Consider the following 18,837-nt stretch of genomic DNA (forward strand, 5'->3'; position numbering starts at 1 on the left):
TCCGGTCAGTCCCGGGGATCCACCCACAACGCCTCGCCCACGGCGCACAGTTCACCGTGCGCGTCGGCGACGGCCATCCCGTAACGGTGCTTGCGCCCGGACTCCTCGCGCACCCACGCGTACGTGATGTGGGGTGCCCCGGCCCGCACGGGGCGCGGCGACGACGCCGTGAGCGAAGCGGTCATGGCACCGGCCCGCTGCGAACCGAGCAACCGGCCCGCCCAGTTCCCCGGGCAGTCCAGGGCGCCCCACACGATGTGCGGCGGCAGGGTCCCGTCCGGGTCCGCGTGCACCGGGTCGGGCGTCCAGTCGCAGGCCACGACGTCCGCCCGGCCGGGGACCCGCCCGCAGTGCGTCCGCAGCCCCGTGCGCGAGGTCCGGCCCATCCCGCACCCGAAACAGTCGTGCCCCTCGTCGTGCCGCCACACGCCCCGGAGCTCCTCGGCGGCGCGGGCCGCCTCCGCGAGCGTGGGCGGCGCGGGCGGCGCGGGCGGCGCGGGCGGCGCGGCGTCGTCGAGACCGGGCGCCGGTGCCGCCACGGCGAGGACGCGCCCGTCGCCGCCCCGCAACTCGACGCCGCCGTCCGGCAGTCCGGCCCGGACCAGCTCCGTCTCCACGGGCACGGGCCCGCGGAAGTCGACGCGTACGGTCTTGGCGTCCAACGCCTCGGCGAGCCGCCCGGCGACGTATCCACCGAAGGCGATGCCCTCATAGCCCTGGTACAGGGCGGGGACGATCATCTGCTCCATCCCGTCATGGGATCACATGAGCGCCCCGGGAGGTGGCGAGCTGGGCTTCACGAACGCGGAGACGGACTCGACGCCGAAGCCACCAGACTCTCCCGCCAGGCCCGGTGCAACCCCGCGAACACCCCGCTGCCCCCGATGAGTTCACCCGGCGTCCCGTCCTCCACGACGCGCCCGTACTCCATCACCAGGACCCGGTCCGCGATCTCCACCGTGGAGAGCCGGTGCGCGATCACCACGGCGGTCCGCCCGCGCAGCACCGTCCGCATCGCCCGCTGCACCGCCCGCTCCCCGGGAATGTCCAGCGAACTCGTCGCCTCGTCGAGGATCAGCACCGCCGGGTCGGCGAGCAGCGCCCGCGCGAACGCGACCAACTGCCGCTGCCCCGCCGAGATCCGCCCGCCCCGCTTGCGCACATCGGTGTCGTACCCGTCGGGCAGCGCGGAGATGAAGTCGTGCGCCCCGATCGCCTTCGCGGCCCGCTCGATCTCCTCCCGGCTCGCCTCCGGCCGCCCGATCGCGATGTTCTCGGCGACGGTCCCGGAGAACAGGAACGCCTCCTGCGTCACCATGACCACCCCGCGCCGCAGCTCGGCGTTGGACAGCTCCCGCACGTCGACGCCGTCGAGCAGCACCCGCCCGTGCGACGGGTCGTAGAAGCGCGAAAGGAGCTTCGCCAGCGTCGACTTGCCCGCGCCCGTCGACCCGACGACCGCCACCGTCTGCCCGGCGGGCAGCGTCAGGTCGAAGCGCGGCAGCACCTCGCCGCCGGTCCGGTAGCCGAACGACACGTCGTCGAAGACGACCTCGCGGCCCGGCTGCCCGTCCGCCGCCGCGGGCAGCTCGCGCGGCGCGACCGGCTCCGGCACGGACGGCGTCTGCGCGAGCAGCCCCGCGATCTTCTTCAGGGACGCGGCGGCACTCTCGTACGAGTTGAGGAACATCGCGAGCCGGTCGATGGGGTCGTACAGACGGCGGATGAACAGCACCGCCGCGGCCAGGACACCGAGTTCGAGCGTGCCGCCGGCCACCCGGTACGCGCCCCACAGCACCATTCCCGCCACCGCCACGTTGGCGATGAGCCGCGATCCGACGACGTAGCGGGCCATCTCCAGCATCGCGGTGCCGTTGGACCGCTCGTGCCGCCGGTTGAGCCGGGCGAAGTGCGTGTCGTTGGCGGCTTCGCGGCGGAACGCCCGCACCGGCCGGATCCCGTTCATCGTCTCCACGAACTTGACGATGACCGCGGCGATCGCCGACGAGCGTTCCCCGTACGCCCGCGCGGCCCGCCGCCGGTAGGTGCGGATCAGCACGTACAGCGGCACGAACGACGCCGCGGCCACCGCCCCGATCCCGAGGTCGAGCCAGAGCAGCATCGCGGTGATGTAGAGGGAGGCGAGGATGACGTTGACGAGCTCCTGCAGGCCTTCGCTCAGCAGCTCGCGCAGCGACTCCACGTCCGTCGTCGCCCGCGAGATGACCCGCCCCGACGTGTACCGGTCGTGGAAGTCGACGCTGAGCGCCTGCGCGTGCCGGAAGATGCGGCCGCGCAGATCGAGCAGCACGTTCTGACTGACACGGGCCGACAACCGCACGTACAGGTACTGGAAGAGGGCCGACGCGACGGCGGTCAGCAGGAAGCCGACACCGACCGCGACCAGTGGCCCGTAGGAGTGGTCGCGGAACGCCGGCACCGCGCTGTCGATCGCGTACGCGACGATCAGCGGGCCGGACTGCACGGCGCCCTGCTGGAGCAGCAGGGCGAGCACCGTCAGCAGTGCCGTACGCCGATGGGGCGCGAGGAGCGAGCGCAGCAGGGAGCCCGTCGCGCCCTGCGGCGTCGGCAGGTCGTCCTGGTCGAACGGGTCGCCGGGGGCGCCGGGGGAGGGGAGTCGCGGCTCCTCACCCGCTTCGGGTTCCTCGCCGGCCCGTGCCTTCGGAGTGTTCGCCGTCGTCGTCATGCGTGCGCAGCCTCCTCCGCCTCGGCGGCCTCGTCGTCCCCCGACATCAGATACCGGTACTCGGCGCTGGTCCGCAGCAGCTCCTGATGCGTGCCGACCGCCGTGATCCGCCCTTCCGAGAGCAGCGCCACCCGGTCCGCGAGCAGCACCGTGGACGGCCGGTGCGCGACCACCAGGGCCGTACTGTCCGCGAGGACGCGCCGCAGCGCCGCCTCCACCGCGGCCTCCGTGTGCACGTCGAGCGCGGACAACGGGTCGTCCAGCACGAGGAACCGGGGCTCACCCACGACGGTACGGGCCAGCGCGAGCCGTTGTCGCTGTCCGCCCGACAGGCTCAGCCCCTGCTCGCCGACCTCCGTGTCGGCGCCGTCCGGCAGCCGCTCCACGAAGTCGGCCTGCGCGACCCCGAGCGCCCGCTGCACCGCGTCGTCCCCGGCCTCGGGGGCGCCCATCCGCACGTTCTCCGCGACGGACGCGGAGAACAGGGTCGGCTCCTCGAACGCCATCGACACCAGCGTGCGCAGTTCCTCGCGCGGCATCGCGGTGATGTCCCGCCCGTCGAGCGTGATGCGCCCGGCCGTCACGTCGTACAGGCGCGGCACGAGCGCGGTCAGCGTCGTCTTGCCGCAGCCGGTCGCGCCGACCAGCGCCATCGTCTCGCCGGACCGTATGTGCAGGTCTATGCGGCTCAGGGTCGGCACGGAGTCGGGGGCGGCGTCCGGGTAGCGGAACACGACGCCCTCGAACCGCAGCCCGCTCCCGCCGTGTTCGCCCGCCGTCGGCCGGACCCGCGGATCCTCCTGGGCCTCGTCCATCACCTCGAAGTACCTGCGGGTGGCCGTGGCCGCCTCCTGGCTCATCGCGAGCAGGAACCCGATGGACTCGATGGGCCAGCGCAGCGCCAGCGCCGTCGACAGGAACGCGACCAGCGTCCCCGCCGACAGATCGCCGTCCGCGACCTCCACGGTGCCGAGCACGAGCGCCGTGCCGAGCGCCAGCTCCGGAAGCAGCGTGATCACGCCGAGGATCCCGGCGAGCAGCCGCGCCTTGGTCAGCTCGGTGCCGCGCACGGTCCGCGACAGCTCACGGAACGCGCGGGCCTGACTGCGGTGCCGCCCGAACCCCTTGATGATCCGGATGCCGAGCACGGACTCCTCGACGACGGTGGTCAGGTCACCGACCTGGTCCTGTGCTCGCCGCGACGCCTCCGCGTACCCGTGCTCGAAGCGGTAGCAGACCGCCATCAGCGGCACGGCGGGCGCGAGCAGCACGAGCCCGAGGCCCCAGTCCTGCACGACGAGCACCGCGAGCCCCGCCACGATCGTGACGCTGTTGACGATGAGGAACGTCAGCGGGAACGCGAGGAACATCCGCACGACCATGAGATCGGTCGTGGCACGTGACAACAGCTGGCCCGAAGCCCACTTGTCGTGGAACGCGACCGGCATCCGCTGCAACTGCCCGTACAGATCGGCCCGCATCGCCGCCTCGACCCCGGCGAGCGGTCGCGCCACCAGCCATCGCCGCAGCCCGAACAGCAGCGCCTCCGCGACGCCGAGCGCGAGCAGCACCCCGGCCCCGAGCCACACACCGCCCGGGTCCTGGTCGGTCACCGGACCGTCGACGATCCACTTCAGCACGAGCGGGAACACCAGCGCGAGGCACGACGCGATCACCGCGACCGCGGCGGCACCCGCCCAGCGGGCCCGCACGGGCCGTACGTACGGCCACAGCCGTGCCAGGGTCCGGACGGCCGACTGCCGTACGGGCGCCGCTGATTGAGGTGGTCCGCCGCTCCGGTCAGGATCCGTGGTCGGTGCATCTGTAGTCGTCATCAGTGGTGAGACTACGGTTTGCCACTGACATCGCACACCGGGTTTCGGCCTCGATCGCGACGGTCACAGGCGGTGCACGGTGTGCAGGCTCCGTGCGTAGACGCCGGTGCCGTCCAACAGCGAGGCGCCGCCCAGATCCGCCATGGTGGGACCGTCACCCGTCTTACGGCTGGACAGGAAGCGCCGCGCCCCCGCCGCGTCCACGCCGAGGTGGATGCCGACGTGGTCGACCGTGGCCGAGACGGTGTCGTCGCCGGAGTCGGCGTTGAACAGCACCAGGTCGCCCGGTTGCAACAGCGCCGCGGCCGGTGGGGCGGTGCCGTCGGTGCGGTCGACATGGACGCCCGGCGCGTGTTCGGCCATGTCCCTCGACTTGCGGGGGAGCCGGGTGCCGGAGGCGTCCGCGCCCGCGGCCATCGGCACGCCCAGGTGATGGCCGTACACCATCCGCACGTAACCGGAGCAGTCGACGTTGCCGGTCTGCTTGCTGGACGGGCCCGTGTACGTGCCGTCGGGGAACGTCCACCCGACCGCGAGACCCGGAAAATCCTGCACAGCCGCTGTATGCCGTACTCCATGTGGTGGTCGGAGATGAACCGCCAGCGGCTGGTCATCGACTCATCTCCTTCGCAAAATACTGGGCCGCCTTGCGAAGGATTTCCTTCTCCAGCTCCAGCTCGCGGACCTGCTTCCGCAGCCGCTTCAGCTCCTCGCGCTCGGCAGGCCTCACCGCTTCACCGTCCCCGCCGCCCGCACTGCCCCGGGCCCGCAGGACCCACTTGCGCAACGACTCGGTGTTGATCCCGAGCTCCTTGGCCACCGAGTTGACCGACCGGCCACTGGACTCGACCAGCCCGACCGCGTCCCGCTTGAACTCTTCCGAATACCGGGTGACAGCCACCTGGACACCTCCTCGTCGGATCCCACGATCCGACCTTCAAGAGATGTCCACATTTCAGGGCAAACCCCATACGGGAACTCCACCACCGGTGTCAGCACCTCCTCGGGGGACTCCGTCACCGTCGGCTAGTCACCGCGCGCCGCTCCGAGTCGTACCGGCCCATCAACCGATCGGTTGATGGGCCTTCGAGCGTGATGGGCGATGCCCGGCCCCCGCCCCGGCCGGGAGTCTTGAAGCATGACGACAGGGACCAGTACCACCGCCACGGCACCGCTCATCGAGGTGAGCGGGCTGCGCAAGGCCTACGACGGCCGGGCCGTCGTCGACGGGGTGTCGTTCTCCGTCGACGAAGGGGAGATCTTCGGGATCCTCGGGCCCAACGGGGCCGGCAAGACCACCACCGTCGAGTGCGTGGAAGGTCTGCGGACGCCTGATGAGGGGCGGATCAGGGTCGCCGGGCTCGACCCGGTGCGGGATCACGCCGCCGTCACCGGGATCCTCGGCGCCCAGCTCCAGGAGAGCGAGATCCAGCCGAAGCTCACGGTCAAGGAGGCCCTGGAGCTGTACGCGGCGATCTACCCGGACCCCCTCGACTGGCGGCCGCTCGCCGAGCGGCTGCGGCTCACCGAGAAGCTCGGCACCCGGTTCGGCAAGCTCAGCGGCGGCCAGAAGCAGCGGCTGTTCATCGCCCTCGCCCTCGTCGGCAACCCGCGCGTCGTCGTCCTCGACGAGCTGACCACCGGCCTCGACCCGCGCGCCCGCCGCGACACCTGGGAGCTCATCGAGGACGTACGGGACAGCGGTGTCACCGTCCTGCTCGTCACCCACTTCATGGAGGAGGCGCAGCGGCTCTGCGACCGCATCGCCGTCATCGACAAGGGCCGGGTCGCCGCGCTCGACACCCCGGCCGGGCTGATCCGGCAGGCCGCGGGCGCCACCGTCATCTCCTTCACACCCTCCGCGCCGCTGGACGAGCGGGACCTCGCCGCCCTGCCAGGGCTCGCCTCCACCGACCACCGCGACGGCCGGATCACCCTCACCGGCAGCGACGAGACGGTCAACGCCGTCATCACGCTGCTCGCCCGGCACCACATCACCGCCCACCAACTGCGTGTCTCCGACGCGACGTTGGACGACGCGTTCCTCGACCTGACGGGAGTCGGCCAGTCATGAGCACCGCCGTTGCCGCAAGCACCCCCAACAAGGCAGTTCTGAAGGCCGAGTTCACGCTCTTCCGCCGCGAGGCCGGCAGCCTGATCGGGATCCTGCTCTTCCCGGTCGCCCTGCTGGTGATCCTCGGGTCCATCCCGTCGTTCCGGGAGGCCGACGCCGGGCTCGGCGGCATCCGCCTGGTCGACGCGTACGTCCCCGTCACCGTGCTCCTCGCCATGATCGCGGGCGGCGTCCAGTCGATGCCGCCGATCATCACCGGCTACCGCGAGCGCGGCGTCCTGCGCCGCATGTCGACGACTCCGGTACGCCCGTCCGCGCTGCTCAGCGCGCAGATGGGCATCCACGGCGGCGCGATCCTGCTGTCCGTCGCCGTGTGCCTGGCCGTCGGCCGCCTCGCCTTCGACGTGGCCCTGCCCCGGCAGCTCGCCGGATACCTGCTCGCCCTGGCCCTGTCCGTCGTCGTCGCCCTGTCGCTGGGCGCGCTGATCGCCTCCCGGGCCCGTACGACGAAGATCTCCAACGCGATCGGCACCGTCGTCTTCTTCCCCGCGATGTTCTGCGCGGGGATGTGGCTGCCGGTGCAGGCGATGCCGGACGCACTGGCGCACATCGTCGAACTGACCCCGTTCGGCGCCTCCGCCCAAGCCATGAGCCAGGCCATGGCGGGGGACTGGCCCTCCTGGTCGCACCTGCTGGTGCTCGCCGTGTGGGCCGTGGGCCTGTCGGGTGCCGCGGCGCGCTGGTTCCGCTGGGAGTGAGCATGACCGTGACCGGGGCAGGCAGTGCCGGGCAGACTGAAGGCATGATCCACGGACCCGCACGCGAGCGCTCGGCGGCCGCGACCGAACTCGCCGACGCCGTCGCCACCGCCGAGGACCCCTGGCGCGTCGTCCACCGCTACGGCGCGTTCGTGCTGCTCGCCGTCGGTGTCGTGCTGGTCGCCGCCACGTCCGACGTGATCGGCATGAGCCACACGCAGTGGTACGTCGTCGCGAGCCTGTCCGCCCTCGCGTGCGTGCTCCAGCTGTGGTGGCTCCGGGCGGAGCCGACCCCGATGCGCCCCTCCGCCGCCAGCGCGCTCGTCTACTGGGCGCGCTGGGCGATCGGCTTCGTCGTCGCGCTGATCAACCCGTTCTTCGCGTTCTTCGCCGCCGCCGGCTACTACGACGCCGACCGGATGCTGCCGCGCTGGCAGCAGCGGCCCGGCATCCTCGCCTCGGTGATCATCGTGGCGGGTGCCCAGGCCGGCGGACTCTGGCCGGACAGCGCGCTCGGCTGGGCCGTCTTCGGCGCGCTCGTCGTCGCCAACATGGCGTTCGTCGTCATCACCGGGCACCTCCAGGAGAAGGAGCAGGAGCGGGCCCGGCTCCAGGTCCGCACGATCCAGGAACTCGCGGAGACCAACGAGGCCCTCCGGGTCGCCATGGACGAGAACGCCGCCCTGCACGCCCAACTCCTCGTCCAGGCGAGGGAAGCGGGCGTCGCCGACGAACGCCGCCGCCTCGCCGCCGAGATCCACGACACCATCGCGCAGGGCCTGACCGGGATCATCGCCCAGCTCCAGGTCGTCAAGAACGCCCCCACCCTGGAGACCGCCCGCGAACACCTCGACCGGGCCGACGCCCTCGCCCGGCACAGCCTCGGCGAGGCCCGCCGCTCCGTGCACAACCTCATCCCCGCGGCCCTGGCCGACGCCACGCTCGCGGAGGCGCTGAAGAAGACGGTGACGGAGTGGTCCGGGCGCACCGGCGTCCGCGCGGACTTCACCCTGACCGGCACCGCCCAGCCGCTGCACGACGAGATCGAGGCGACGCTGCTGCGCATCACGGAGGAGGCCCTCTCGAACGCCGCCCGGCACGCCCACGCCACCCGCCTCGGCGTCACCCTCTCCTTCATGGCCGGCGAGGTCACCCTCGACGTCCGCGACGACGGCCGCGGCTTCGACCCCCTCGCGCTGCCCGCCCGCACCGGCACCGCCGGCTTCGGCCTCGACGGCATGCGGGCCCGCGCCGAGCGCCTCGCGGGCGACGTCACGATCGAATCCGAGCCGGGCGGCGGCACGGCGATCTCCGCTCGCGTACCTTTGGTGCCCCATGAGCACTGACCACACCATCAGCCTGCTGATCGTCGACGACCATCCCGTCGTGCGCGACGGACTCCGCGGCATGTTCGAGTCCGCCGCGGGCTTCACGGTCCTCGGCGAGGCGGCCGACGGCGTGGAGGGCGTCACCCGCGTCGCCGAACTCGACCCGGACGTCGTGCTGATGGACCTGCGGATGCCGGGCGGCGGAGGGGTCGACGCCATCAAGGAGCTCACCCGGCGCGGCGCCCGCGCCCGCGTCCTGGTCCTCACCACGTACGACACGGACTCCGACACGCTCCCCGCGATCGAGGCCGGCGCGACGGGCTACCTCCTCAAGGACGCCCCGCGCGAGGAACTGTTCGCGGCGGTCCGGGCGGCGGCCGATGGCCGCACCGTGCTCTCCCCGGCGGTCGCCTCCCGCCTGGTCACGGCGGTCCGCACGCCCGCCGCGCCCGCCGACGAGACGCTCTCCGCCCGCGAGCGCGAGGTCCTCGTCCTCGTCGCCCGGGGCACCTCGAACAAGGAGATCGCGCGCGAGCTGTTCATCAGCGAGGCCACGGTCAAGACCCATCTCACGCACATCTACGGCAAGTTGGGCGTCAAGGACCGCGCGGCGGCGGTCGCGGTGGCGTACGACCGGAAGATCCTCGGCTAGGTCGCCTCCGGGCCCGCGGCCTCAGGCGATCTGCTCGGGCGTCACGCTCACCCACCCCCGGTCGGCCGTGACCTCCTGCCCCAGCTCCTTCTGCCGCGCCACCGCGTCCGCCTTCATCGCCTCCAGCTCCGCCCGGTGGCCGTCCCCGCGATCGACCCACAACCGCACACCCCCGCGCGCGACATCGACCGACCGGAACAGCATCGGCCCGTCGCTGCGGGGCGTGTCCCCGGCGGCGAGCACCGGCCCGCGCCAGGCGTCGATGTACGTACGGACGGCGGCGGGCTTGCCCTCGTACCAGGTCAGCGGCGCGCACAGGGTAGGCGTCAACTCCCGCTCGGCCAGCGCCTCCTGGTCGAAGGTCCCGGCCGCGATCTCCCGGCGCGACGTCGTCACGGCGCCGGTCGCGCGGTCCTTCAGCAGGGCCGAGACCCCGATGACGTTCTCCGCCCGCACGCCGTACCCGTACCGCGGATCAGACAGCACCATCCGTACGAGATCCTCGCTCGCGGCGCTCACCACGTACACCTCGATGCCGTGCGCGCGCAGCATGCGGTACAGCTCCCGCATCCCCCTCGACACGCGCGGGGGCCGTGCGCCGCCCGGCAGTTCACCCTCGTACGCCATCAACTCGTCGACGTACGACTTGAGTTCGCGCAGCGTGAAGCCGGAGAAGACCTGCACGGCCCACGGATAGCCGATCTGGTCGTCGATCGCGCACAGCCGGTCGTAGTACGCGGTGAGGGTCTCCCTGCGGCCCGCCGTGTCGGCGAAGGGGACGACCTCGAGGGACGCGGCCACCGTGTCCCGCGTCAGCACGCCCCTCATCTCCAGGAAGGGCAGCAGCGACTCCTCCAGGTCACCCCGGTACGTGGTGTTGTCGGCGTCGAACGTCGCGTACGCGCCCTGGTCCTCGTGTGCCGCGACGACCCGGGCGAGGGCCATGGCCTGCGCCCGCGGCCAGTGCTCCAGCTCGGCGGCGATCTTGTCTACGGGGGTCACGGCGGGCCAGGGTAATCGACCCTGCGGGGGAGGCGCCCGCGCCGCATACTTGAACCATGAGCCCCGGCTCGCGCGAATTCGTGCGCGCCAACCCCAGGCCCGGCGGCCCGGTCGTCTCGGCGGTCGGCTACCGCACCCAGGGCCTGCGCCCCGCGCTCCACCGCGGCCTGCCCTCCCCGTACCTCACGGTGATCTTCTCCCTCGACGGCCCCATCGCCACCGGCGCCACCCCGGAACAGGCCACCGGCGCGGACGCGGACCGCACCGACATCGTCCTGGGCGGCCTGCACCAGAGCCCGGCGTACATCAGGCAGCCCGAGCACGAGAGCGGCATCCAGCTCGCCGTGCACCCGCTCGCGTCCCGCGCGGTCCTCGGCGTCCCGGCCGCCGAGCTCACCGGGCGACTCGTCACGCCGGGAGCGGACGTCCTGGGCGGCGGTGCGGACCGGGTCCGTTCCCGCATCGAGGAGTCGGCCGACTGGAACGACCGCTTCACGCACCTCTCCGGCTACCTGATGCGCGACGTCGGCACCGACCCGTTCGCGGGCGTGCGCCCCGAGGTCCTGGAGGCATGGACCTGGCTCGCCCGGCACCGCGGCGCCGGCACCCTGCGCGGCCTGGCCCGGCACGTCGCCCTCAGCGAGCGCCGCCTCACGGCCCTCTTCCGCGCCGAGACGGGCCTGAGCCCCAAGCAGGCCGCCCGCCTCATGCGCTTCCAGCACGCGAAGGCGGCGGTCGTACGCTCCGTCGCCACGGGCGCCCCGCGCGACCTGTCCCGGATCGCGGCCGAGCACGGCTACTGCGACCACTCCCACCTGGTGCGCGACTTCCGGCAGTACACCGGCCTGAGCCCGACCGGCTGGCTCGCCGAAGAGTGCCGGAACATCCAAGCCGGGGGACACGTCAACGGCGAAGACTCGAACCCATGAACACGACAGAGAACACTCGGCAACGGGAGCCCATGGTCTGGCCCAGCCTCCAGGCCACCGACGCCCCCGCCCTGATCGACTTCCTCGTCGACACCGTCGGCTTCCTGCGCACGGCGGTCTACGAGGACGGCGGCCTCGTCGCCCACGCCCAGCTCGACTGGCCCGAGGGTGGCGGCATCATGCTCGGCTCGCACAAACCCGACGCCGACCCGGGCACGTGGTGCCAGACCCCCGGCACGTTCGGCGCCTACGTCGTCACGGACCGGGTCGACGAGCTGTACGCGCGCCTCGTCGACGCCGGCGTGAAGATCCTCCGCGAGATCGAGGACCAGCCGTACGGCAGCCGCGAGTTCACCGCCGCGGACCCGGAGGGCAACAAATGGTCCTTCGGCACGTACCGGGGCGAGCCGCGGCCCTGAAGCGTCACCCGGGCCAGGAAGTCGCGGACCGCGTCCGAGGAGCCGCCCCAGTCCGCCCAGTGGCCGCCGTGCACCCGCTCCTCGGACCCGTACAGGTCCTCGGGGCGCGAGCGCAGCCCCCAGCGTGCACATCGGGTCGGGCCCCGCCGCTCACCCTCGCTATCCCCTCACCCGCAGCAGCAGCACGCTCCGCGCCCCCACCGTGATCACGCCGCCCGCCGGATGCACCGTCCCCGGCGCGGCGCCCTGTTCCTCCGCCCCGGTGTCCACCACGACCTCGTACTCCCGCGCCCAGGGCTCGCCCGGCAGCACGAAGCTCTCCCCGCGGTCGCCCGCGTGCAGCACCGCGAGGAAGCTGTCGTCCTCGACGGTCTCGCCGCGCGCGTCCCGGCCCGGGATGTCGCGCCCCGAGAGGTACATGCCGAGCGTCGCCGCGGGCGCGTACCAGTCCCGCTCCGTCATCTCCGTGCCGCGCGACGTGAACCAGGCCAGGTCCCGGAGCCCGTCCGCCGAGTGCGCGCGGCCCGAGAAGAAGGCGCGGCGGCGCAGCACCGGGTGTGCGTGCCGCAGCGCGATCAGGCGCGAGGTGAGGTCGAACAGCGAGCGCCAGCCGGGCTCGTCGAGCAGCCCCCAGTCCACCCAGCTGATCTCGTTGTCCTGGCAGTACGCGTTGTTGTTGCCGCGCTGGGTGCGCCCGAACTCGTCGCCCGCGACCAGCATCGGCACGCCCGTCGACAGCAGCAGGGTCGTCAGCAGGTTCTTCAACTGCCGCCTGCGCAGGGCGAGTACGGAGGAATCCGTCGACTCGCCCTCGACACCGCAGTTCCAGGAGCGGTTGTCGTTCGAGCCGTCCCGGTTGCCCTCCCCGTTCGCCTCGTTGTGCTTGCGCTCGTAACTGACCATGTCGCGCAGCGTGAAGCCGTCGTGCGCGGTGATGAAGTTGACCGACGCGTACGGCCTGCGCCCGCCCCACGCGTACAGGTCGCTCGACCCCGAGAGGCGGTAGCCGAGATCCCGTACGTCCGGGAGCGCGCCGCGCCAGAAGTCCCGTACGGCGTTGCGGTACCGGTCGTTCCACTCCGTCCACAGGGGCGGGAAGGCGCCCACCTGGTAGCCGCCGGACCCGACGTCCCACGGCTCCGCGATCAGCTTCACCCTGCGCAGGACCGGGTCCTGCGCGATGACCGCGAGGAACGGCGACAGCATGTCGACGTCGTGCATCGAGCGCGCGAGCGCCGCCGCCAGGTCGAAGCGGAAGCCGTCCACCCCCATCTCCGTCACCCAGTACCGCAGCGAGTCGGTGATGAGCCGCAGCACGTGCGGCTGCACCACGTGCAGCGTGTTGCCGCAGCCCGTGTAGTCCGCGTACCGCCGCGCGTCGCCCTGGAGGCGGTAGTAGCCGCGGTTGTCGATCCCCTTCAGCGACAGCATCGGGCCCAACTCGCCGGCCTCCGCCGTGTGGTTGTAGACGACGTCGAGGATGACCTCGATGCCCGCGTCGTGCAGCGCGCGCACCATCCGCTTGAACTCGCCGACCTGCCGCCCGCCCGTGCCGGAGGCCGCGTACGCCGCGTGCGGGGCGAAGTAGCCGATGGAGTTGTAGCCCCAGTAGTTCTTCAGTCCGCGCCGCAGCAGGTGGTCCTCGTGGGCGAACTGGTGCACCGGAAGGAGTTCGACCGCCGTCACCCCGAGCCGCACGAGGTGCTCGATCGCCGCCGGATGCGCCAGGCCCGCGTACGTCCCCCTCAACTTCGCCGGAATCCCCGGGTGTTGAGCCGTGAAGCCGCGCACGTGCAGCTCGTAGATCACCGAGTCCGCCCACGGCGTCTTCGGCCGCCGGTCGTCCGCCCACTCGTCGTCGGGCACGTCGTCGTGCACCACCACACCCTTGGGGACGTACGGCGCCGAGTCCCGGTCGTCGCGCACGGTGTCCGCGACGTGCTGCTCGGGCCAGTCCCGTACGTGGCCGTAGACCTCCGGCGGCAGCCGGAACTCCCCGTCCACCGCGCGCGCGTACGGATCGAGGAGCAGCTTCGCCGGGTTCCAGCGGGCGCCCGTCCACGGGTCCCAGCGGCCGTGCACCCGGAAGCCGTACCGCTGCCCCGGGCGCACTCCGGGCACGAATCCGTGCCAGATCTCGTGCGTCAACTCGGCGAGCGGCGAACGGCGTTCACGGCCCTCCTCGTCGAACAGGCACAGGTCGACGGATTCGGCGCCGCCCGCCCACAGCGCGAAGTTGGTGCCCGCGACCCCGTCGGGGCCGACCCGGAAGCGGGCGCCGAGCGGCATCGGCGCCCCCGGCCACACCGGTTCCACCGGGGGCGTGCGCTCCCGGTCCGGGCCACGCCTGACCAGCGCGGACGGCACCGGCCGTCCCTGGCCCGCCCTGCCGCCCGGCCCGCCTGTCTCCGTGCCGGACTGCACGGCCTCCTGCTCGGGTGCGCTCGACACCTGTCAGCCTCCCGCGGCTCCACGACTGATGAACGCGAGAAGGGCGCACGGCGTCCCGGCCGCGCTCCCCTCTGGCCTTCCCCACTGTTCTGCCCAGAGCTTGGGTCGCACTCACGTTTCCCCAGCGGGGTGCCCGTCGTTGGCCTGGCGTGAGAACAGCTGTGAGGCGCGCGCGGCGCGCAGGGGCGACACTGGCCGCCGTACTGACATGGGCAGGACTGGTCGGCGCGCTCGCCGGCTGCGACGCGACCGAGTCGCTCGGCAAGCCGCGGTCGCCCGAGGACATGATCCGGGTGACACCGGACGACGCGAGCAAGGACGTGACGGCCGACGGCAGACTCCGGGTCGAGGTCCCCGAGGGCCGGCTGGAGTCCGTCAAGGTCGTACGGATCCAGGACGCGCAGGAGGAGGCCGTGCCGGGCCGCCTGGCCGACGACGGCACGCGGTGGCAGCCCACCGGCGCGGGCGCCGACCGTCTCGCGCTCGCCGCGCAGTACACGGTCGACGCGGTCGCGGTCGACGACGACGGCCGCCGCATGGCCCGCCACACGACCTTCAGCACCGCCGTCCCCGACGAGCGCTTCATCGGCTACGTGACGCCCGAGAACCGCGCCACGGTCGGCACCGGCATGATCGTGAAGGTGGCGTTCAACCGGGAGATCGAGAACCGGGCCGCGGTCGAGCGCGCCGTCCGCGTCACGGCGAACCCGCCGGTCGAGGTCGCCCCGCACTGGTTCGGCAAGGAGCGCCTCGACCTCCGGCCCAAGAAGTACTGGAAGCCCGGCACCAAGGTCACCGTCGACCTGAAGCTGCGTGACGTGGAGGGCACGCCCGGCGTCTACGGCCAGCAGTACAAGACGTTCACCTTCACCGTCGGCCGCAGCCAGGTCTCCACCGTCGACGCGGCCGCGCACACCATGGAGGTCGTCCGGGACGGCGAGCTGGTGGACACCCTGCCGATCACGGCGGGGGCGCCGCGTTCGACCACGTACAACGGGAAGATGGTGGTGACCGAGATGCACGAGGTCACCCGCATGAACAGCCGCACCGTCGGCTTCGGCGGCGAGTACGACATCCCGGACGTGCCGCACGCCATGCGGCTCACCGACTCCGGCACCTTCCTGCACGGCAGTTACTGGTCGGGCGGCGCCTTCGGCTCCACGAACGTGAGCCACGGCTGCGTCGGCCTGCGTGACGTCAAGGGCGGCAGCTCGCAGACCCCCGCCGGATGGTTCTTCGACCGCACCCTCATCGGGGACGTCGTCGAGGTGAAGAACAGCGCTGACAAGAAAGTGGCTCCTGACAACGGCCTCGGCGGCTGGAACATGGACTGGGAGGCCTGGAAGGCCGGGGGCGCGGCACGTTCTTAGCCGAAAAGCGGCGGTGCCGGTGCCCCGACCGCAGTCGTTCGGCGGTCCGAAAGGGGGGTGGGGCACCGGCGGTTGGGACTAAACGGTGACATAGTTCGGGGCTCCGTTTTCCCAGGTCGTGTGGTTATCTTTCGCAGTGCGCGCGCGGACGCGCTGGGGTGCGGGCCCTGGACCGGGGCCCGGCGAGGGGAGACGAACATCTTGAACGGGCGACGGCCGATATCGGCTGCTCTGCTGGGCGCCGGACTGCTTCTGGTCACCGCGTGCGGTGGCGGGGGCGGTTCGGACACGGGGAGCGACGGCAAGGGGACATCCGACAAGGCGGGCGAGGACACGAAGGCGTCGGTCGCCGTCGTGACGGTGGCGCCCAAGGACGGCGCGGACGGCGTGGCCACCAGCGGCGCGCTCAAAGTCACGTCCGCCAAGGGCAAATTGACCGAGGTGAAGGTCGCCGACAACAAGGGCAAGGCGGTCGACGGCAGGATCACGGGCGCGGGCACCACCTGGACGCCCGACGCGCACCTCGCCGCCTCCACGAAGTACAAGGTCCACGCGGTGGCGAAGGACAAGGACGGTCGGGAGTCGGCCAAGGACACCAGCTTCACCACGCTGACCCCGAAGAACACCTTCATCGGTACGTTCACCCCGGAGGACGGTTCGAAGGTCGGCGTGGGCATGCCGTTCTCGGTCCGCTTCACGCGGGGCATCACGCACCCCGACGACGTCGAGAAGGCCATCTCCGTCAAGACGGAGCCCGCCGTCGACGTCGAGGGCCACTGGTTCGGCAACGACCGCCTCGACTTCCGGCCCGAGAAGTACTGGGCGGCCGGCACGAAGGTCACCGTCAAGCTCAACCTGGACGGCGTCGAGGGCCGCCCCGGCGTCTACGGCAAGCAGGTCCGCACGGTGAAGTTCACCGTCGGCCGCAGCCAGGTCTCCACGGTCGACGTGAAGACGAAGACGATGACGGTCAAGCGGGACGGCAAGACCATCAAGAAGATCCCGGTGACCACCGGCAAGCCCGGCTACGACACCTGGAACGGCCAGATGGTCATCAGCGAGCGCCTCAAGGTGACCCGCATGAACGGCGAGACGGTCGGCTACGGCGGCGAGTACGACATCAAGGACGTCCCGCACGCCCAGCGCCTCACCAACTCCGGCACGTTCATCCACGGCAACTACTGGGGCGGCGACGCCTTCGGCAACTACAACGCCAGCCACGGCTGCATCGGCCTGCGCGACGTGCGTGGCGGCTACGACGGCAAGGTCGCCGCGGCGTGGTTCTTCGACCGGTCGATGACCGGCGACGTGGTGATCGTGAAGAACTCCCACGACAAGACGGTGGCCCCGGACAACGGGTACAACGGGTGGAACATGTCCTGGGCGGACTGGAAGAAGTAGTCCCACGGCGGGGGACGACCACGTGACGAACCGCACCGGGCAGCCCGGGGTGAACGCCCGCTAACCTGCGGAGCATGACCGCAACTCTGGAAGTAGCCGAAGGCGTAGGCACGATCACCCTCGACCGCCCCCCGATGAACGCCCTGGACATCGCCACCCAGGACCGCATCAAGCAGCTCGCGGAAGAAGCCACGGCCCGCACCGACGTGCGGGCCGTGGTCGTGCGCGGCAGCGAGAAGGTCTTCGCGGCCGGCGCGGACATCAAGGAGATGCAGGCCATGGACCACGCGGCCATGGTCGTACGGTCCCGCGCGCTCCAGGACTCGTTCTCCGCGGTGGCCCGCATCCCGAAGCCGGTGGTCGCCGCGATCACCGGATACGCCCTGGGCGGCGGCTGCGAGCTGGCCCTGTGCGCCGACTACCGGATCGCCGCGGAGAACGCCAAGCTCGGCCAGCCGGAGATCCTGCTCGGTCTGATCCCCGGCGCGGGCGGCACCCAGCGCCTGGCCCGCCTGGTCGGCCCGTCCAAGGCGAAGGACCTCATCTTCACCGGCCGCCATGTGAAGGCGGACGAGGCCCTCACCATCGGCCTGGTCGACCGGGTCGTCCCGGCGGACGAGGTGTTCACCGCCGCGCACGCCTGGGCGGCGAAGCTCGCGCAGGGCCCGGCGATCGCGCTGCGCGCCGCGAAGGAGTCGATCGACGCGGGTCTGGAGACGGACCTGGAGACCGGCCTCGCCATCGAACGGAACTGGTTCGCGGGCCTGTTCGCGACCGAGGACCGGGAGACCGGTATGCGCAGCTTTGTGGAGGATGGTCCGGGCAAGGCGAAGTTCGCCTGACGGTCCGTCCGGAGGGTGCGTCAACTCCCTTACAGGCAAGTCGAGTTGATCACGTCCCCCATTGGAGCGCATTATCCGGGCCTTAAGGCAACCTTAAACAATCCCGGCCCGTGACGATCAATGACCGGTCGCGCGCGATGGGTCGTCGCAGGCCAGAGGGGCTTTCCTGAGCTCTTATCTGCCAGCGGCATATGCCGGAAGGGCCCTCCGGAATGAGGCGTTCCGGGGGGCTTATTCAGCCGGAACGGCCCCAAGAGCCCCGCCGTGCAGCCATCATGGAGGGCATGGCGGGGCTTGAGGGTGTCGAACAGCCGCGGAGGCACGGCGGTGCGACCGCGGCGCGCTGGTCTCCGGCGGTGGAGGACGAACACGCGCTGCGGGCGCTGGAGTTGTTCGGGAATCCGACCGAGGCGGAGGTACCGCTGCCGTCGCGCCCCGAGTCGGCCGCGACCGCCCGCCGGCTCGCCCAGGTCGTCGTCCTGCGTCACTGGGGCCTCTCCCCGAAGATGACCGAGGACGCCGTGCTGCTCGTCTCCGAGCTCGTCGGCAACGCCGTGCGGCACACGGGGGCCCGCATCTTCGGCCTGCGCATGCTGCGCCGCCGCGGCTGGATCCGGGTCGAGGTCCGCGACCCCTCGCGCGGCCTGCCCTGTCTGATGCCCGTGCACGAACTCGACATCTCCGGGCGCGGCCTCTTCCTCGTCGACAAGCTCTCCGACCGCTGGGGCGTGGATCTGCTGCCGCGCGGCAAGACGACCTGGTTCGAGATGCGGGTCGCCGACCGCTAGAGCCGGTCCCCGGCCTTTGTGCACACGCACGGAAGCCCCCGTTCTCGCCGTCGTGCGGCGCCGCGGGGGCTTCCGTGTGGTGCGCCGCGGACGTGGGGGTGTATTCCGCGGCGTCTGGAGACGACCTGGCCCGGGTCAATGGGGGTCGTGGCACCGATCATGGCAGACGGCACCAGGAACGGCCAAATGAATCATTGGTGACATGGGTCATGGGCCTAGTAAATGAAGGAGATGTGTAGGTGCCTTTCAGCAATCTTTAAGGCCCTCGGGTCGGTAGGCCG

At 71.7% G+C, this 18,837-nt stretch carries 17 protein-coding genes; 10 read left to right on the forward strand and 7 right to left on the reverse strand.

The window, feature by feature from the left end; genetic code table 11:
* Positions 1–5: 5 nt before the first annotated feature.
* The 5 genes from B072_RS0117300 to B072_RS0117320 all read right to left on the reverse strand — a co-directional run bounded on the left by B072_RS0117300 (position 6) and on the right by B072_RS0117320 (position 5,443).
* Positions 6–749 carry a hotdog fold domain-containing protein gene (locus B072_RS0117300; protein ID WP_018531215.1) on the reverse strand — a complete coding sequence of 248 codons (744 nt, stop codon included), beginning with the start codon at positions 747–749 and terminating at the stop codon, positions 6–8.
* Positions 750–796: 47 nt separating this feature from the next.
* Positions 797–2,707, reverse strand: coding sequence for an ABC transporter ATP-binding protein (locus B072_RS0117305; protein WP_018531216.1), 1,911 nt, complete (start codon positions 2,705–2,707; stop codon positions 797–799).
* Entirely contained in the window at positions 2,704–4,542 is a 1,839-nt protein-coding gene (locus tag B072_RS0117310; RefSeq protein ID WP_043244155.1) for an ABC transporter ATP-binding protein, read from the reverse strand. The genes B072_RS0117305 and B072_RS0117310 overlap by 4 nt, the downstream gene beginning before the upstream one ends.
* Positions 4,543–4,605: 63 nt before the next feature.
* Positions 4,606–5,097, reverse strand: a complete 492-nt coding sequence (locus B072_RS43360) for an NlpC/P60 family protein (RefSeq protein WP_018531218.1) — start codon at positions 5,095–5,097, stop codon at positions 4,606–4,608.
* A 55-nt stretch (positions 5,098–5,152) separates the two neighbouring features.
* The gene (locus B072_RS0117320) at positions 5,153–5,443 is read right to left on the reverse strand and encodes a transposase (RefSeq protein WP_018531219.1); all 291 of its coding nucleotides are present in this window, start codon (positions 5,441–5,443) and stop codon (positions 5,153–5,155) included.
* Positions 5,444–5,680: 237 nt separating this feature from the next.
* Between B072_RS0117320 and B072_RS0117325 the strand changes: the two genes are divergently transcribed.
* From B072_RS0117325 to B072_RS0117340, 4 genes are read left to right on the forward strand one after another with little or no spacing between them, the layout of a single operon-like run.
* The gene (locus B072_RS0117325) at positions 5,681–6,616 is read left to right on the forward strand and encodes an ABC transporter ATP-binding protein (protein WP_018531220.1); all 936 of its coding nucleotides are present in this window, start codon (positions 5,681–5,683) and stop codon (positions 6,614–6,616) included.
* Positions 6,613–7,374: an ABC transporter permease gene (locus tag B072_RS0117330; RefSeq protein WP_018531221.1), complete on the forward strand. Its 762-nt coding sequence runs from the start codon at positions 6,613–6,615 to the stop codon at positions 7,372–7,374. The genes B072_RS0117325 and B072_RS0117330 overlap by 4 nt, the downstream gene beginning before the upstream one ends.
* 44 nt (positions 7,375–7,418) lie before the next feature.
* Complete coding sequence (locus B072_RS0117335; RefSeq protein WP_018531222.1) at positions 7,419–8,720, forward strand: sensor histidine kinase; 1,302 nt, start codon at positions 7,419–7,421, stop codon at positions 8,718–8,720.
* Positions 8,710–9,354 (forward strand): response regulator, encoded by a 645-nt coding sequence (locus B072_RS0117340; protein WP_018531223.1) that lies wholly within the window; start codon positions 8,710–8,712, stop codon positions 9,352–9,354. Before B072_RS0117335 ends, B072_RS0117340 begins: the two co-directional genes overlap by 11 nt.
* Before the next feature lie 21 nt (positions 9,355–9,375).
* On the opposite strand, the gene B072_RS0117345 is transcribed toward B072_RS0117340, so the two are convergent.
* A complete protein-coding gene (locus B072_RS0117345) occupies positions 9,376–10,356 on the reverse strand; it encodes a haloacid dehalogenase-like hydrolase (RefSeq protein WP_018531224.1) in 981 nt (326 codons plus the stop codon).
* A 56-nt stretch (positions 10,357–10,412) separates the two neighbouring features.
* On the opposite strand from B072_RS0117345, the gene B072_RS0117350 reads away from it, so the two are divergent.
* Positions 10,413–11,285, forward strand: a complete 873-nt coding sequence (locus B072_RS0117350) for an AraC family transcriptional regulator (protein ID WP_018531225.1) — start codon at positions 10,413–10,415, stop codon at positions 11,283–11,285.
* The gene (locus B072_RS0117355; RefSeq protein WP_026245949.1) at positions 11,282–11,704 is read left to right on the forward strand and encodes a VOC family protein; all 423 of its coding nucleotides are present in this window, start codon (positions 11,282–11,284) and stop codon (positions 11,702–11,704) included. Before B072_RS0117350 ends, B072_RS0117355 begins: the two co-directional genes overlap by 4 nt.
* Before the next feature lie 159 nt (positions 11,705–11,863).
* Here the strand turns inward: B072_RS0117355 and glgX are convergent, their stop codons facing one another.
* Positions 11,864–14,155, reverse strand: a complete 2,292-nt coding sequence (gene glgX / locus B072_RS0117360; RefSeq protein WP_018531227.1) for a glycogen debranching protein GlgX — start codon at positions 14,153–14,155, stop codon at positions 11,864–11,866.
* Between the two features lie 161 nt (positions 14,156–14,316).
* Here glgX and B072_RS0117365 point away from each other — a divergent pair, with 161 nt between their 5' ends.
* The 4 genes from B072_RS0117365 to B072_RS0117380 all read left to right on the forward strand — a co-directional run bounded on the left by B072_RS0117365 (position 14,317) and on the right by B072_RS0117380 (position 18,556).
* Positions 14,317–15,525, forward strand: a complete 1,209-nt coding sequence (locus tag B072_RS0117365) for an Ig-like domain-containing protein (RefSeq protein WP_018531228.1) — start codon at positions 14,317–14,319, stop codon at positions 15,523–15,525.
* 201 nt (positions 15,526–15,726) lie between these two features.
* Positions 15,727–16,926 carry a L,D-transpeptidase gene (locus B072_RS0117370; RefSeq protein WP_018531229.1) on the forward strand — a complete coding sequence of 400 codons (1,200 nt, stop codon included), beginning with the start codon at positions 15,727–15,729 and terminating at the stop codon, positions 16,924–16,926.
* 74 nt (positions 16,927–17,000) lie between these two features.
* Positions 17,001–17,768: an enoyl-CoA hydratase/isomerase family protein gene (locus tag B072_RS0117375; protein ID WP_026245952.1), complete on the forward strand. Its 768-nt coding sequence runs from the start codon at positions 17,001–17,003 to the stop codon at positions 17,766–17,768.
* A gap of 284 nt (positions 17,769–18,052) precedes the next feature.
* Complete coding sequence (locus B072_RS0117380) at positions 18,053–18,556, forward strand: ATP-binding protein (RefSeq protein ID WP_018531231.1); 504 nt, start codon at positions 18,053–18,055, stop codon at positions 18,554–18,556.
* Positions 18,557–18,837: the final 281 nt, after the last annotated feature.

The sequence above is a fragment of the Streptomyces sp. HmicA12 genome, from assembly GCF_000373565.1.
Taxonomy (GTDB): Bacteria; Actinomycetota; Actinomycetes; order Streptomycetales; family Streptomycetaceae; genus Streptomyces.